The organism is Archaeoglobus veneficus SNP6 (genome assembly GCF_000194625.1).
Lineage (GTDB): Archaea > Halobacteriota > Archaeoglobi > Archaeoglobales > Archaeoglobaceae > Archaeoglobus_C > Archaeoglobus_C veneficus.
Genome location: NC_015320.1, coordinates 1,532,745 through 1,544,807 on the forward strand (window position 1 = coordinate 1,532,745; position 12,063 = coordinate 1,544,807).

14 protein-coding genes are annotated in these 12,063 nt (G+C 49.2%); 6 read left to right on the plus strand and 8 right to left on the minus strand.

Features of this window, described 5'->3' with window-relative positions:
* Nucleotides 1–22: 22 nt before the first annotated feature.
* From ARCVE_RS08500 to ARCVE_RS08510, 3 genes are read left to right on the plus strand one after another with little or no spacing between them, the layout of a single operon-like run.
* Complete coding sequence (locus ARCVE_RS08500; protein ID WP_013684366.1) at nt 23–535, plus strand: macro domain-containing protein; 513 nt, start codon at nt 23–25, stop codon at nt 533–535.
* Nucleotides 532–1,020, plus strand: coding sequence for a DUF126 domain-containing protein (locus ARCVE_RS08505; protein ID WP_013684367.1), 489 nt, complete (start codon nt 532–534; stop codon nt 1,018–1,020). Before ARCVE_RS08500 ends, ARCVE_RS08505 begins: the two co-directional genes overlap by 4 nt.
* Entirely contained in the window at nt 1,017–2,066 is a 1,050-nt protein-coding gene (locus ARCVE_RS08510; RefSeq protein ID WP_013684368.1) for a site-2 protease family protein, read from the plus strand. The genes ARCVE_RS08505 and ARCVE_RS08510 overlap by 4 nt, the downstream gene beginning before the upstream one ends.
* A 37-nt stretch (nt 2,067–2,103) precedes the next feature.
* Here ARCVE_RS08510 and ARCVE_RS08515 read toward each other — a convergent pair whose 3' ends face one another.
* Nucleotides 2,104–2,757 (minus strand): metallophosphoesterase family protein, encoded by a 654-nt coding sequence (locus tag ARCVE_RS08515; protein ID WP_013684369.1) that lies wholly within the window; start codon nt 2,755–2,757, stop codon nt 2,104–2,106.
* 54 nt (nt 2,758–2,811) lie between these two features.
* Between ARCVE_RS08515 and yjeH the strand changes: the two genes are divergently transcribed.
* The gene (gene yjeH, locus ARCVE_RS08520; protein WP_013684370.1) at nt 2,812–4,071 is read left to right on the plus strand and encodes an L-methionine/branched-chain amino acid transporter; all 1,260 of its coding nucleotides are present in this window, start codon (nt 2,812–2,814) and stop codon (nt 4,069–4,071) included.
* A 47-nt stretch (nt 4,072–4,118) separates the two neighbouring features.
* On the opposite strand, the gene ARCVE_RS08525 is transcribed toward yjeH, so the two are convergent.
* Genes ARCVE_RS08525 through ARCVE_RS08540 form a run of 4 tightly spaced genes read right to left on the minus strand, consistent with a single transcriptional unit; the run spans nt 4,119 to nt 7,203 of the window.
* On the minus strand, nt 4,119–4,574 hold the full coding sequence (locus ARCVE_RS08525; RefSeq protein ID WP_013684371.1) for a DUF2240 family protein: 456 nt from the start codon (nt 4,572–4,574) through the stop codon (nt 4,119–4,121).
* Between the two features lie 14 nt (nt 4,575–4,588).
* Nucleotides 4,589–6,004, minus strand: a complete 1,416-nt coding sequence (gene gatB, locus ARCVE_RS08530; RefSeq protein ID WP_013684372.1) for an Asp-tRNA(Asn)/Glu-tRNA(Gln) amidotransferase subunit GatB — start codon at nt 6,002–6,004, stop codon at nt 4,589–4,591.
* A 55-nt stretch (nt 6,005–6,059) separates the two neighbouring features.
* Nucleotides 6,060–6,263, minus strand: coding sequence for a hypothetical protein (locus ARCVE_RS08535; RefSeq protein ID WP_048085922.1), 204 nt, complete (start codon nt 6,261–6,263; stop codon nt 6,060–6,062).
* 10 nt (nt 6,264–6,273) lie between these two features.
* Nucleotides 6,274–7,203: a biotin--[acetyl-CoA-carboxylase] ligase gene (locus ARCVE_RS08540; protein WP_013684374.1), complete on the minus strand. Its 930-nt coding sequence runs from the start codon at nt 7,201–7,203 to the stop codon at nt 6,274–6,276.
* 49 nt (nt 7,204–7,252) lie between these two features.
* Here ARCVE_RS08540 and ARCVE_RS08545 point away from each other — a divergent pair, with 49 nt between their 5' ends.
* Nucleotides 7,253–7,810, plus strand: a complete 558-nt coding sequence (locus ARCVE_RS08545) for a UbiX family flavin prenyltransferase (RefSeq protein ID WP_013684375.1) — start codon at nt 7,253–7,255, stop codon at nt 7,808–7,810.
* A 34-nt stretch (nt 7,811–7,844) separates the two neighbouring features.
* Here ARCVE_RS08545 and ARCVE_RS08550 read toward each other — a convergent pair whose 3' ends face one another.
* From ARCVE_RS08550 to ARCVE_RS08560, 3 genes are all read right to left on the minus strand, one after another.
* The gene (locus ARCVE_RS08550) at nt 7,845–9,065 is read right to left on the minus strand and encodes a phosphoglycerate kinase (protein ID WP_013684376.1); all 1,221 of its coding nucleotides are present in this window, start codon (nt 9,063–9,065) and stop codon (nt 7,845–7,847) included.
* 117 nt (nt 9,066–9,182) lie between these two features.
* Nucleotides 9,183–9,455 carry a DNA-binding protein Alba gene (gene albA / locus ARCVE_RS08555; protein WP_013684377.1) on the minus strand — a complete coding sequence of 91 codons (273 nt, stop codon included), beginning with the start codon at nt 9,453–9,455 and terminating at the stop codon, nt 9,183–9,185.
* Nucleotides 9,456–9,590: 135 nt separating this feature from the next.
* On the minus strand, nt 9,591–10,151 hold the full coding sequence (locus ARCVE_RS08560; RefSeq protein ID WP_232215791.1) for an HAD family hydrolase: 561 nt from the start codon (nt 10,149–10,151) through the stop codon (nt 9,591–9,593).
* 71 nt (nt 10,152–10,222) lie between these two features.
* Here ARCVE_RS08560 and ARCVE_RS08565 point away from each other — a divergent pair, with 71 nt between their 5' ends.
* Nucleotides 10,223–12,058 (plus strand): S16 family serine protease, encoded by a 1,836-nt coding sequence (locus ARCVE_RS08565; protein WP_013684379.1) that lies wholly within the window; start codon nt 10,223–10,225, stop codon nt 12,056–12,058.
* The last annotated feature ends 5 nt before the right edge of the window (nt 12,059–12,063 follow it).

Below are 12,063 nucleotides of genomic sequence, written 5' to 3' on the forward strand. Positions count from 1 at the left end.
CTACCCTACCCCATTTTTCTCCATGGTACTCTATAAGGGTGTGGAAATTCTCGCCTACCACGGCGACATAACCAAGCTGGAAGTTGATGCCATCGTAAACGCAGCCAACACCCGTCTTATAATGGGTGGAGGTGTTGCGGGAGCAATAAAGAGGGCAGGAGGAAAAGAAATAGAAGATGAAGCTGTCGCAAAGGGCCCAATAAAGATTGGGGAAGCGGTAGCAACTACGGCAGGAAAGCTCAAGGCAAAGTACGTCATTCACTCGCCTACAATGGGCATGGATTTTAAAACCGATGAGAACAAGATAAGGCTATCAGTTCAGGCAGCACTGAAGAAAGCCGACGAGCTTGGTGTCGAAACTATAGCATTTCCTGCAATGGGGACAGGAGTAGGGGGGTTTTCGAGAGAAGAAGCGGCGAAAATTATGATCGAAGAAATTAAGAAGCACATAGATAACGGAACTAACATTAAAAAGATAATTCTCGCAGACGTGAACAGAGAGCAGGTTGAAGCGTTCGAGAGGGTGATTGGTTGAAGATCAGGGCGAGGGTGATTTCGAGGGGAGATGCCGAGGGAGAAGTAATAGTAAGTAAAAGAAGTTTCTCCTTCCTCGGTGATGTTGATGCGGAAACGGGCGTTGTGGTTGCCGGGGACAGCGACATAGCTGGAGAAAACATAGCGGGCAAGATATTCGTTTTTCCTTCAGGAAGGGGTTCAACTGTCGGAACATACGTGCTGCTGAGAATGAAGAAAGCTGGAACTGCTCCGAAAGCCATAATAAACCTCGAGAGTGAAGCGATAATAGCGGTTGGGGCGATAATAGCCGGCATACCATTGCTTGATAGGCCAGAAGAAAACGTAATCGAATTGCTTGAGAGTGGAGAAATCGTGAGGGTTCACGCTGGCAGGGAGGGTTGGATTGAGGTATTATCAAGGCTCCCGGATGGCCCGGACGGAAACGATTCCGGGGCAAGCAGGGGTAGTGGCAGACATAGCAGCAACTCAGAGGTCAGCAAATGACGGATGCTACGAGAGAGATAGAAGAAATAAAGAAGGAGATAGAGCGAAACTTCTACGTGTACGACGTCAGGGAAATTCCCGGAGGTTTGAGGTTCTACGTCCTCCCTGAAGATTCAGGAGATATACAATCCCAGATTGCCCTGGCAAGAATTGCCGCAATGGCGAGAAACTACGACGTCAGTGCTGGTTGGCATTTGGGTGAGGCTGTCATCGAGATCAAAAGGAGGAAGGAGAGGATATGGATCAATATCGTTCTCCTAATAGCAACGTTCATATCAACAACACTGATAGGTTCGACGTTCTATGAAAATTTTGACATCGCTGGAGGTGTTGTATTTTCCCTATCCGTCCTCTTCGTGCTTGGAAGCCACGAAATGGGCCACTACTTTGCTGCTAAGCGGTGGGGGCTGAAGACTTCCCTTCCGTACTTCATACCCTTTCCGACGATAATCGGCACGCTCGGAGCTGTGATAAAGCACAGAGGGCCAATTCCAAACAGAAGGGCTCTCTTCGACGTCGGCGTTTCCGGTCCGCTCGTTGGCATTGTTGCAGCCATAATAGTCACGTTTATCGGACTGAATCTCAAACACACGCCACCTTCTGCTGGCGGTTATGAGATAGGCATTCCCCCTCTATTCTACCTCATCACAATGGCCACGGGATTCGAAGGAGGATATATTCACCCTGTGGCGTTTGCCGGCTGGGTCGGCATGTTCATCACTGCACTCAACATGCTGCCAGTTGGCCAGCTCGACGGCGGGCACGTGTTAAGGGCGATGATCGGCAAGAAAAGTGAGATGGTTTCGAAAATTGTTCCAATCTGCCTGATAATCCTCGGTTATGTTGTGGAAATTAACATGGGAACTGGTTCAGGCTCGATATGGGTTCTCTGGGGTCTCATAACCCTCTTCTTCTCCATGCACCCCCACCCTTCCCCCATTGACGACGAAACACCCCTTGACAGGAAGAGAGTTGTTCTTGGAATCGTGGCATTCGTTATTGCTGCGCTCTGTTTCACACCAGCCCCGATACTTGCGATACGCTGATTTCTGGTTTGTGTAGGTGATTCACAAACTCAAAAGACTACAACATCTCAACCCTACCAAGCAGAGTGCCATCGAGGAGCATAGCTTCGGCTTTCCTATAATCCCACCGTCTGAAAATAACTCCGGCAGGTTTCTCCACGTTTACCGCCGTTGAAGCACACAAGTCGTTGAAGGCAGGCATTACAATTACTTCAACTTCCCTCCCATCGAATTCAGCCTTTCCTTCGAGCCAGACTCGCTCCTTAACCCCACCAACCTTGTCTCTGATAAGAATTGCCGGATGCGCATGCCCTAAGATGATAATGTCTGCCTGCAGAACATCGTCGCCCGGCAATGCATGGCCATGTATAATTCCGATTTTGCCAAATCTTATGCCGCGAGAGCTTGTAGTCTCGACGACGTCATCAATGCCTCCATCGTGGTTACCCTTCACAACGAGGAGTGGCACTCCCACTGCCTTTGCAAGCTCTTCTACAGCTCTTCTTTCCTTAATCCTCATTCCAATATCGTGCTTGACGTCTCCGGCAACGATTACCTCATCTGCCCCAACTCTATCCACGAGCCTTCTAAGCCTTTCTACAACAATTCTGTCGTCGATAAAGAGGCCTAAGTGCAAATCAGCAACCACAAGCCTTTTCGTCCTGCTTCCAAGCAGTAACGCTGCTTCATCTGCAACCCTCAGCAGTTTCACAAAAGCGAATCTTTCGGCAGTTATAAATTTAAATCGATGCTGTCACGCAATAGCATGTCACTAAGAAAGGACGTTACCCTCCTTCAGGCTGTAGGTATATTCGTTGCCGGAATTCTCGGCTCTGGCATCCTCATTCTCCCATCAATCGCAGCAAATGTTGCTGGAGAAGCATCTCTCATCGCCTGGCTTCTCATGACTGTTCTTGCAGCCCCTATTGCGCTCACCTTCGGCTATCTTGCCTCAGCATACCCCTCTGCCGGTGGGATCGCAGAGTACTCGAGGAGAGCATTCGGAAAACGAAGGCTGTGGCGTCTGAGCCTTGATGCTGAATTTACAACTGGGGTGATGTTTCTTTCTGTAATTCCAACGGCTATCCCCATCGTCCTTCTTGCAGGAGCCTCATACCTCGCAATGGTTCTCGGCCTCGGCGAAAAAGGAGCCATACTGATAGCCCTTACAATGCTGCTCGCAATCCTGCTCATGAATCTGAGAGGGGTTAAGTTTACCGGAGATGTGCAGCTCCTGCTCTCAGTAGCAGTGATAATCCTCCTTCTCTCCATATCCCTTTCAGCTCTGCCTTTAACGAGCTTTAGAGGTTATGGACTGAGCAGAGAAGTAAGCTGGAATGTCGGCAAGGCCATGGTTCTGATCTTCTGGTGCTATATGGGGTGGGAGGCTGCAACGCATCTATCCGAAGAGTTCAGGAATCCAAGGGACTTTCCCCTGAGTATACTCCTTTCTCTCGTTGTGATAGGGGCTGTGTACATGCTCGTGTCCTATGTTGTGGTTGGTTTGCACGCATACGGAGAGGGGCTCAGGGGACTTACGGGCCTGCTTTTTGTCGCAGAACGAACCTTTGGTGGATTTGGCAAGATTCTTGTAGCGATTCTTGGCTCCATGACGTGCTTCGCCAGTGCAAACGTCTACGTAGCCTCGTCTTCCCGGCTGCTCTACGCCATGTCAAGGAGGGGCTACTTTCCATCATTACTCTCAAAACTGAACTCCAGACGTGTTCCCGGCTACTCTCTTGCTCTTGCATCCACTTTCGTGGCCCTGACCCTCGTACTGATGCTTTTTTATGGAGAAGCTATAGAAGAACTCGTTTTACTCTCCAACACTGTTTTCATAATCCTCTATATAATCGGCTCTCTTGCAGGCCTTGTCCTGCTCGACAAAAAACTCTGTCCAGCGATAGCATTCATCGTTTGCGTTGCGATACTGCTGTTCGTTGGCGGAAACATCCTGTACCCCCTCGCAATCGTGATTACAGCCGTTCTTTACGTTACCCTACGAGAGAAAAAGGTGAAAACGTAAAGTAACGTAAAAGTAATGCAAACAGAAGAGGTGAGATGAAAAAACCATTATGCTGAAAACAAATCCCTCTCGACCTCATCGATGTAGTCGCTGATGTCAACGCCGCACCGCTTCGCAACGAGTAAAGCAGTGACTTCGGCGTCAACGAGATTTCCAAGTCTCTCCTGCAGAGCATTTATTTCCGCAATTACTTCACTCACGTCCTTTCCTGTTTTCGCTGAAATCTCATCAACAATCTCATCAAAAACAGATGAAGAGTTCAGTCTGCTGAGGTCGGGCTTGAAGTCTATGGGTATTTCCACGCTGGAAACATCGAATGCTGGCCTTACGGAGTCGTTCTCCTCAACAAGAAGACCTTTCTTTATAGCAAGTTCAACGACCTGCTTGCTCTTGTCGTGTGAGAACCACTTGAAATCGAAGGACAGGACGTATGTAAGCTCAGATTTTGACATGCTTCTTCTGCCCTTTGCTTTGAAAGCTGCTGCAATGACTGTGCGGAGCATGAGACATTCACCAGCTAACCGAGAATTTCCTTCATTATCTTCGCCGTCTCTCCTGGATCTGCTCTTCCTCGCGTCGCCTTCATGACTTGCCCAACAAGGAAGTTCAGTGCCTGCTTCTTACCGCTGCGGTAGTCCTCGACAGCCTTCGGGTTATTCTCTATCGCCTCCCTGCAGAGTCTCTCGATTTCAGACTTTGGAATGGCGAAGAGTCCCTTTGCCTCAATTATCTCGTCTATCTCCCCTCCCTCGTCCAGCTTCGTCCTTATTACTTCCACGACTCCTTTCTCGGTGATTCTCTCCTCCTCGAAGTATTTCAGCAGCTTCGCCATTTCCTCCGGCTTCAATCTCTCGAATGCCATGCCGAAATCCCAGCTTCTGTAGTTCAGCTCACCCCTGAGTACATCAACTATCCAGCTCGCTGCAAGCCTTGGATTAATAACTGAAGCAACCTCTTCGAAGTAGTTCGCCATTTTCACGTCGAGGACAAGCACCTTGGCAAAAGCATCGCTCAGGCCGTACTGCTTTATGAAACGTTCCCTCTTCTCCTCCGGCATCTCTGGAAGCGTACCCTTCACTTCTTCCAGCAACTCCGAAGTGTATACCGGAACCAAGTCTGGCTCGGGGAAGTAGCGGTAGTCCTGCTCTTCCTCCTTGCCTCTGAGCGAAACAGTTATGTTGTTCGCTTCATCGAAATGTCTCGTTTCCCTTCTCACAGCCCTTCCACGCCTGATGAGGTTTCTCTGCCTGGTTATTTCGTAGCTCAAAGCCTTCTCGACTCCTTTGAATGATGAGATGTTCTTTATCTCGACCCTTCCTCCGCCCTTTATGGACACATTTGCATCGACTCTCATTGCTCCCTCGAGACTGCCATCGAAGACATCGAGATACTCGAGAATTATGCGGAGCTTGTTGAGGAACAACCTTGCTTCCTTTGGAGAGTGCATAACGGGTTCGGTAACTATTTCGAGAAGCGGAACGCCCGAACGGTTGTAGTCTATGAGCGAGTATCTTGCAGTAGTTATGCTGCCCTTGTAGCTAAGCTTTCCCGGATCCTCCTCCATGTGAATGCGCTTGAGCGCTATCTTCTTCTCTTCACCATCAACCTCTATTGTGACGTAACCGCCCCATGCAAGAGGGCGGTCGTACTGGCTTATCTGGAATCCTTTGGGTAGGTCAGGATAGAAGTAGTTCTTTCTATCAAAGACTGTGAAGGATTGAATGTCCGCATGCAGAGCAAGAGCCACTTTTATCGCTGCTTTTACGGCTTCTCTGTTAACGACCGGCATCGCACCCGGCATGCCAAGACAGACGGGGCAGACGTGAGTGTTTGGCTCGCTCTCGTGATAGTTAATGGGACATGAGCAGAACAGTTTGGTGTTAAGTTTGTTCAACTGAACGTGAACCTCAAGACCTATAACCACATCGTCCATGCTCCGCCTTTCGCGGAAAGGATTTAAAAATTATTGCTCAATGCTGCAACCCGGCCTAACTCCCCTCGTCAGGAGGGAAGTCCATTATTTCAACGCCAAGCTCACCAATTTTTATTATTCTGCCTACAACGTTACACTTTGTGCATTTCACTTCCATTACTGCTCTCTGTCCTTTTTCCACCTTGCTGAGCACGATGGCCTTCTGCCTGCTGCCACACTTAGGGCAGTCAATCTCGATCTCATCGCCAGCCTCTGCCATGATATACATTCTACCTCTGCAAATAAAAGCATTCGCCTGAGAAGATTCGCTCCACTTTTCCATTTGAGTCAAGAATCAGTGCCCCGCTCTCGTCGATGTCAACGGCAATCCCTCTGTAAAGCCTTTCTGCGACCCTGATTTCAACTATCCTGCCGAGAGTGTCTGAAAGCTCCTTCCACCTCTGCCTTATTTCCTCCCAGTCAGAGGGTAGCTTTCTGTAAAGCCTGAAAAAATTCCCAACGACTTTTTCGAATATTTCCTTTCTGCCCACGCCAAATTCCAAAAGGTTTGTAGCGATATCTTTAAGCTCATCAGGTATCGGATTCGTTACGTTTATGCCTATTCCCACCACCACAGCCGGACTTTCCGCCTCCCCCACAACCTCGCAGAGAACCCCGCAGACCTTCTTCCCTCCAACAAGTACATCGTTTGGCCACTTCAGTTTTGCGTTTGCAAAGCTCAGAGCCTCGCATACAGCAACTCCGGTCGTTAGCGTAAGCTTGGGGAGGTCTTCCATATTAAGATGTGGAGGAAGGCTGATCGAGAAGTAAAGCCCGCCTTCTTCGCTGTACCACCTTCTTCCCCGTCTCCCCCTTCCCGCCGTTTGCCTATCTGCAATAACAACTATTCCCTGCTTTTCCTTGGCCTTCTCGTTCGTGGAGTCGATGCTCGAGTAATGGTGGACTTCGAGGATGCCATTTGCAAAGCAGACATCGGCAACCTCGTATGCGGAGAATTCTGGAGATGAAACAAGAACATACCCCACCCGTTTCCGGGCATCTATCACGTATCCAGCCTTTTTCAGCTTCTCCACAGCCTTCCAGACAGCAGTTCTGCTTACTCCCAGCTTCGTCGCTATCTCCTCTCCAGAAACCGGACCTTTTTTCAGGGATTTCAGCACAGCGAGAGCAGCATCGTCACGTCTGACCACAATTTTCATCAGGATACGTTGCCGACAGGTTTTATAAGCTTTAAAGGTATCTTGCAGTATGAGGCTCGTTGTTGCACTAACGGGCGCATCCGGCCAGATATACGGCATCAGAGTCCTCGAGGAACTTGCAAAAAGAGATGTGGAAACACACGTCATCGTTTCAAAGGCAGCCCGCATAACGCTTGAAGCTGAGGGCTACAGCATTTCGGACGTTGAAAAGCTATCGAGCTACTTTTACTCCGATGACGAGCTTGCAGCCCCCATTTCGAGCGGGAGCTTCAGACACGACGGAATGATAGTGGCTCCATGCAGCATTAAGACTGCCTCAAGCATAGCCTGCGGGATTGCGGACAACCTCGTAACGAGGGCGGCGGACGTAACGCTGAAAGAGAGAAGAAAACTTCTACTCCTCGTTCGCGAGACGCCGCTCCACACCGGCCATCTGAGAACGCTGCTCACTTTGAGCGAGCTCGGAGCGATTATCATGCCCCCCGTACCTGCATTCTACATAAAGCCGAAGAGTGTGGATGAAATAGTAACACATACAGTGGCAAGAGCCCTCAGCTTCTTTGACATAGAGGTGGAAAGCAAGAGGTGGGAGGGTTTAAAGGTCTAAGGTTAAATGTAAGACTAAACGGGTCCAAAAAAGCCTAAACCTTTGCAGACCACTTCTTCTCCCAGTACTCCTTTATAACCTCCAGAGCTATCAGTTTCTCGCCGCTGAGGAACCTTATACACGCTCCGCCGGCAGTCGAAACGTGGTCCATGCGCTTGTCAATCCCGATCATCCTCGCTGCTGTTGAGATGTGGCCACCACCAACTACCGAAAAGCCCGCTCTCGAAACAGCCTTCAACACTTCAAACGTCCCAAGGGTGAATCGCTCGTCCTCGAATACTCCGGCGGGGCCATTTATTACAGCAACGTCGTAGCTCGGTATCTCATCCATGAGCATGGAAATAGTATTGACACCTATGTCCATTATCTTCCTCCCATCGACTTCATCAATGCCTACGTCTTTTCTCCTTCCGTCCACCTCTACCGCCACATCAACGGGCAGAACTATCCGGTCCCTGTACTTCCTGAGAAGTTCAAGCATCTCACCGTCGTCAACTTTCTCCTTGCTATCCTCGACGATCTTTCTGTTCGCCTCTCCAATATCCTTCCCGTCAAGCATGAGGAAGTAGTTTGCAACGACGCCCGTGAGAATAACCTTCTCCGCAATCCCGTTTGTGAGCACGTTTTTCATAACCTTGACGGAATCATCTATCTTCGCACCGCCGAGGATAAACACCTTCCTGCCTTCACCCTTCAGAGCCTTCGAGAGAGCTGTTACTTCTTTCTCCACAAGTCGCCCAACAACTGAAGGAAGTACCGGGGGAAAGCCAATCAGGGATGCGTGCCCCCTGTGACACGTGGAGAACGCGTCGTTGACGAAGAGATCGAAGTTGGAGTAAAGCCTTCTTACGATGAAGGAACTTGCGTGCTCCTCTGCACTCCTGTCGAGCCTTTCCTCTGCGTAAAATCTGACGTTCTCGAGCATCAGGACCTCTCCTCTCCTAAGCCTCTTTATCCTGTCAATGACTCTTTTCGAGAAGCATTCATCTACGTACTCTACATCCCTTCCCAGAAGCCGAGACAATACCTCAGCGTGGCTTTCGAGAGTTGTGAAGTCTTTTTTTCCCGGTCTGCTCTGGTGAGCGAGAACCACGAGCTTGGTGTTTTCAAGTTCCTCCAGCGTTGGAACGTGGCTTTCGAAACGCGTTGTATCGAGAATTGTAGAATTTACCATGGGTGAATTGACGTCCAGCCTTATGAGAATCGATTTTCCATCGTACTCTACATCATCGAGAGTGGGTAAACCCTCTATCATCAGTGTTCCTTCGCACCCTCATTATTAAAGATTTTGGATATTCGATTTTTTAGAACAGACGCTGCTAACAAGGCTTGAAAAAACGAATGCACAAAATTAAAAGATAAAAACTTAAATTTACTCCTTCTTAACGAGGGTAATCTCAATTGCAGAGACGTTTGCCTCTCCCTGCTCGCTTTCAACCTTCTCGGTTGAAATCTTTATGTCCTTTACATCCACATCCGGCAGGAAGCGCTTTCTGACAATCTCTGCTACATCGACAGCCCTGCTGATGGCCCTACCTCTCGCTTTAACGGATACTTCCTTCACACCGCTGTTGAACTGGGTCAACACTGCAAGCACGTAGTTCATTACCGGCTTGTTTCCAACAAACACTGCGTTCTCAGCCATTTTTATAACCTCCCTAACCTCCTTTTACCTCGCTATATTTTTGCTCAGCCACAGTGACAGACTATATTAACTTTTCCTTTGAAGGGTGGCGAAGTGTAGTTCCCTGAGACCATGCCACCTGACTGCATCGAAGTCTCAGGGTATAAAACGCTGAAGCTCTGAAAGGCACTTTATAACATAATCCGCCTGCTCTGCAAAGCTCTCGTTCTTATCGTTAAGCAACAGAGCCGTTTTTGTTCCCGCAAGTTTTCCAGCCATTACATCGAAAATGTAGTCTCCAACCGTTATTGCCTCGTTTGGCTCAGCATTCGTAATCCTTAAGGCGAGCTTTATGGGCTCGGGAGAAGGTTTCGGGGGCGCGTCATCTCTCGTAATGACAAAGTCAAGGTTCAGGCCGAATTTCTCGGCGATGATTTCAACGCTTTCCCTGCAATTCCTCGTTACTATTCCTTTCCTGCAGCCTGCATCCTCTAATAACTCGAGAATTTCCCGTGCGTACGGCATCAACTTCGCTTTTTTCGCAGCTCTGACCTCGTACTCCTTGAGAATCTCAAGCTTCTCTTCTCTTTTGCTGTCTTCCATAATGCTCTCGAGTATGTATCTCCCCTTTATTCCGAGTTCCTCTCGAATTCTATCAAAGGGAAGATTGAACTCCACAAGAGTGCCGTCCATGTCAAACACGTATGCCCGAAACACTATAGAGCTATATTCAGCCGATATTTATTTTTGCCCGCAAAGTTTTTGTTTCACGGAATCTATTTCCTGGCATGAGGCTCAGATTTATTGCGCTTTTCCTTGCATTGCTTGTCGCTCTTGCCATTGCTCCCGCTGAAGCACAGTTCGTTAATGAGAGTAGGGTCACAATCAAGGCTGTTGCGGTTACGAGCGGTGAAAAACCGCAGGGAGCTGTTATCGACATAACGGTAATCGTTACTCCCGGCAATGGTAGAGTATTCGTCTCCACAACACCATACACAGAGATAGACATGCAGGGCAGTGCACAGCTTGCTGCCCTCACAGCCTGCGATTTGCTCGGCATAGACTTCATGCAGCACGATTTCTTCTACATAATTGAGGCTGACGCGCCTATCGTCGGCGGGCCGTCTGCTGGCGGTGTTATGTGCATAGCAACCATCGCGGCTCTCAAAAACCTCAGCATAAAGGATGATGTCTTCATGACGGGCATGATATACCCAGACGGCTTTATAGGGCCCGTCGGTGGCATACCCTACAAGCTTGAGGCTGCTGCCAGCAACGGAGCAAAGATCTTCTTGATTCCAAAAGGCCAGAAGGTCGTTTACGTTCAAGAGAGGAGAGAAGAGAGAAAGGGGCCGTTTATATTCATCTCAACAACGACCCGTCCCGTCGATGTCGTGGAATACGGAGAGAAACTCGGAGTTAAGGTTATAGAGGTTGAAACTGTAGAACAGGCCCTGACTTACTACACTGGCTACACGATTGAGAAGCCCGAACTCACGTTTAACCTGACTAAGTATTCTGACGTCCTAATGAGACTTGCCGACAGAATGAAGAGCGATGCAACGAGTTTACTCAACCGCGTTAAGACCTTAGCAAAAAGCGACGAACTCGAGAGAATTCAGGAGATAATGGATGAGGCAGAGAAGTGCTACGAAAATGGGAACTACTATACATCCACGAGCAAGTATTTCGTTGCCAAGATAGAGATGCGCTACATCCTCTACAGACACACCATAACGAGCGATGAAGAACTGAGCAAGGAGTTTGACAGGGTGGAGAAAGACATCGAGAACTTAAAGGAATACCTGAAAAACTCAGATAGCATAGGTGTCGAGTCGTTCCAGCTTTATGGTGCTGCAGAGGAGAGAGTTTCGCTTGCAGAAGAGTACTTGAGAAAAGCCGAGATGTCAACGGACAGAAACAAAGCCCTCGAAAACCTCGCTTACGCGAGGGAGAGGGTTGAGAGTGCGAGGGTGTGGCTTTCGCTTCTGCCAACCATAGAAGAGGATGTCCCTCTGGGGAAGGACGAGATCAAAAGGCGTGCGCAGCTCTATTTGAGCCAGGCCGAATCGATGATAATCTATGCGAGAGCGATAGGGGGCCAGTCCGATTTGATTAATGAGGCAAGCGATGACATCGCCGTTGCAAGAGGTCAGCTCGACGAGGGTATGTACTGCGGGGCCGCCATCTCTGCGATGGAGGCTATAACGAAGGCCAGTCTCTCCATTGAGCTCATAGGTATTGAGTACACAAGGGCTGGCAGGGAACTAATCGAGGCGAAGGTCGATGCAGCGAAGGAGTCTGCAGAATCATCTATATCTGAGCTGGAGCAGTACGTCACCCCCATTCTGCCTGTAGCCTACTATGAGTTTGCGGAGACAAACGATAACATCGTCGCGAAGCTTGCCTACTACAAGCTCTCGGAGAGGATTGCGAAGCTTATCGGTGTGGTTGCAAAGTCGTACGTGGAGCGGGAACTCGTGAAGGTTGAGCATGTGCCACTGCCTACTCACCCCGTATCTACTCCGCCGAAGGCCTACGAAATTCCGGCGTTTCAGGCTGTCGAGGCAGTGGCAGCAGCTGCAGGCGTTGTAGCGCTCGGATTTAGAAGGAAAAAGGAGTAAGGTGA

Excerpts from the sequence above, each read along its gene's own strand:
- gatB (WP_013684372.1), bottom strand. The coding sequence starts at position 6,004 with ATGGACGATGTGGTTATAGGTCTTGAGGTTCACGTTCAGTTGAACAAA.
- ARCVE_RS08540 (WP_013684374.1), bottom strand. The coding sequence starts at position 7,203 with ATGAAAATTGTGGTCAGACGTGACGATGCTGCTCTCGCTGTGCTGAAA.
- ARCVE_RS08550 (WP_013684376.1), bottom strand. The coding sequence starts at position 9,065 with ATGATAGAGGGTTTACCCACTCTCGATGATGTAGAGTACGATGGAAAA.
- yjeH (WP_013684370.1), top strand. The coding sequence starts at position 2,812 with ATGTCACTAAGAAAGGACGTTACCCTCCTTCAGGCTGTAGGTATATTC.
- ARCVE_RS08500 (WP_013684366.1), top strand. The coding sequence starts at position 23 with ATGGTACTCTATAAGGGTGTGGAAATTCTCGCCTACCACGGCGACATA.
- ARCVE_RS08510 (WP_013684368.1), top strand. The coding sequence starts at position 1,017 with ATGACGGATGCTACGAGAGAGATAGAAGAAATAAAGAAGGAGATAGAG.
- ARCVE_RS08545 (WP_013684375.1), top strand. The coding sequence starts at position 7,253 with ATGAGGCTCGTTGTTGCACTAACGGGCGCATCCGGCCAGATATACGGC.
- albA (WP_013684377.1), bottom strand. The coding sequence starts at position 9,455 with ATGGCTGAGAACGCAGTGTTTGTTGGAAACAAGCCGGTAATGAACTAC.
- ARCVE_RS08535 (WP_048085922.1), bottom strand. The coding sequence starts at position 6,263 with ATGGCAGAGGCTGGCGATGAGATCGAGATTGACTGCCCTAAGTGTGGC.
- ARCVE_RS08565 (WP_013684379.1), top strand. The coding sequence starts at position 10,223 with ATGAGGCTCAGATTTATTGCGCTTTTCCTTGCATTGCTTGTCGCTCTT.
- ARCVE_RS08525 (WP_013684371.1), bottom strand. The coding sequence starts at position 4,574 with ATGCTCCGCACAGTCATTGCAGCAGCTTTCAAAGCAAAGGGCAGAAGA.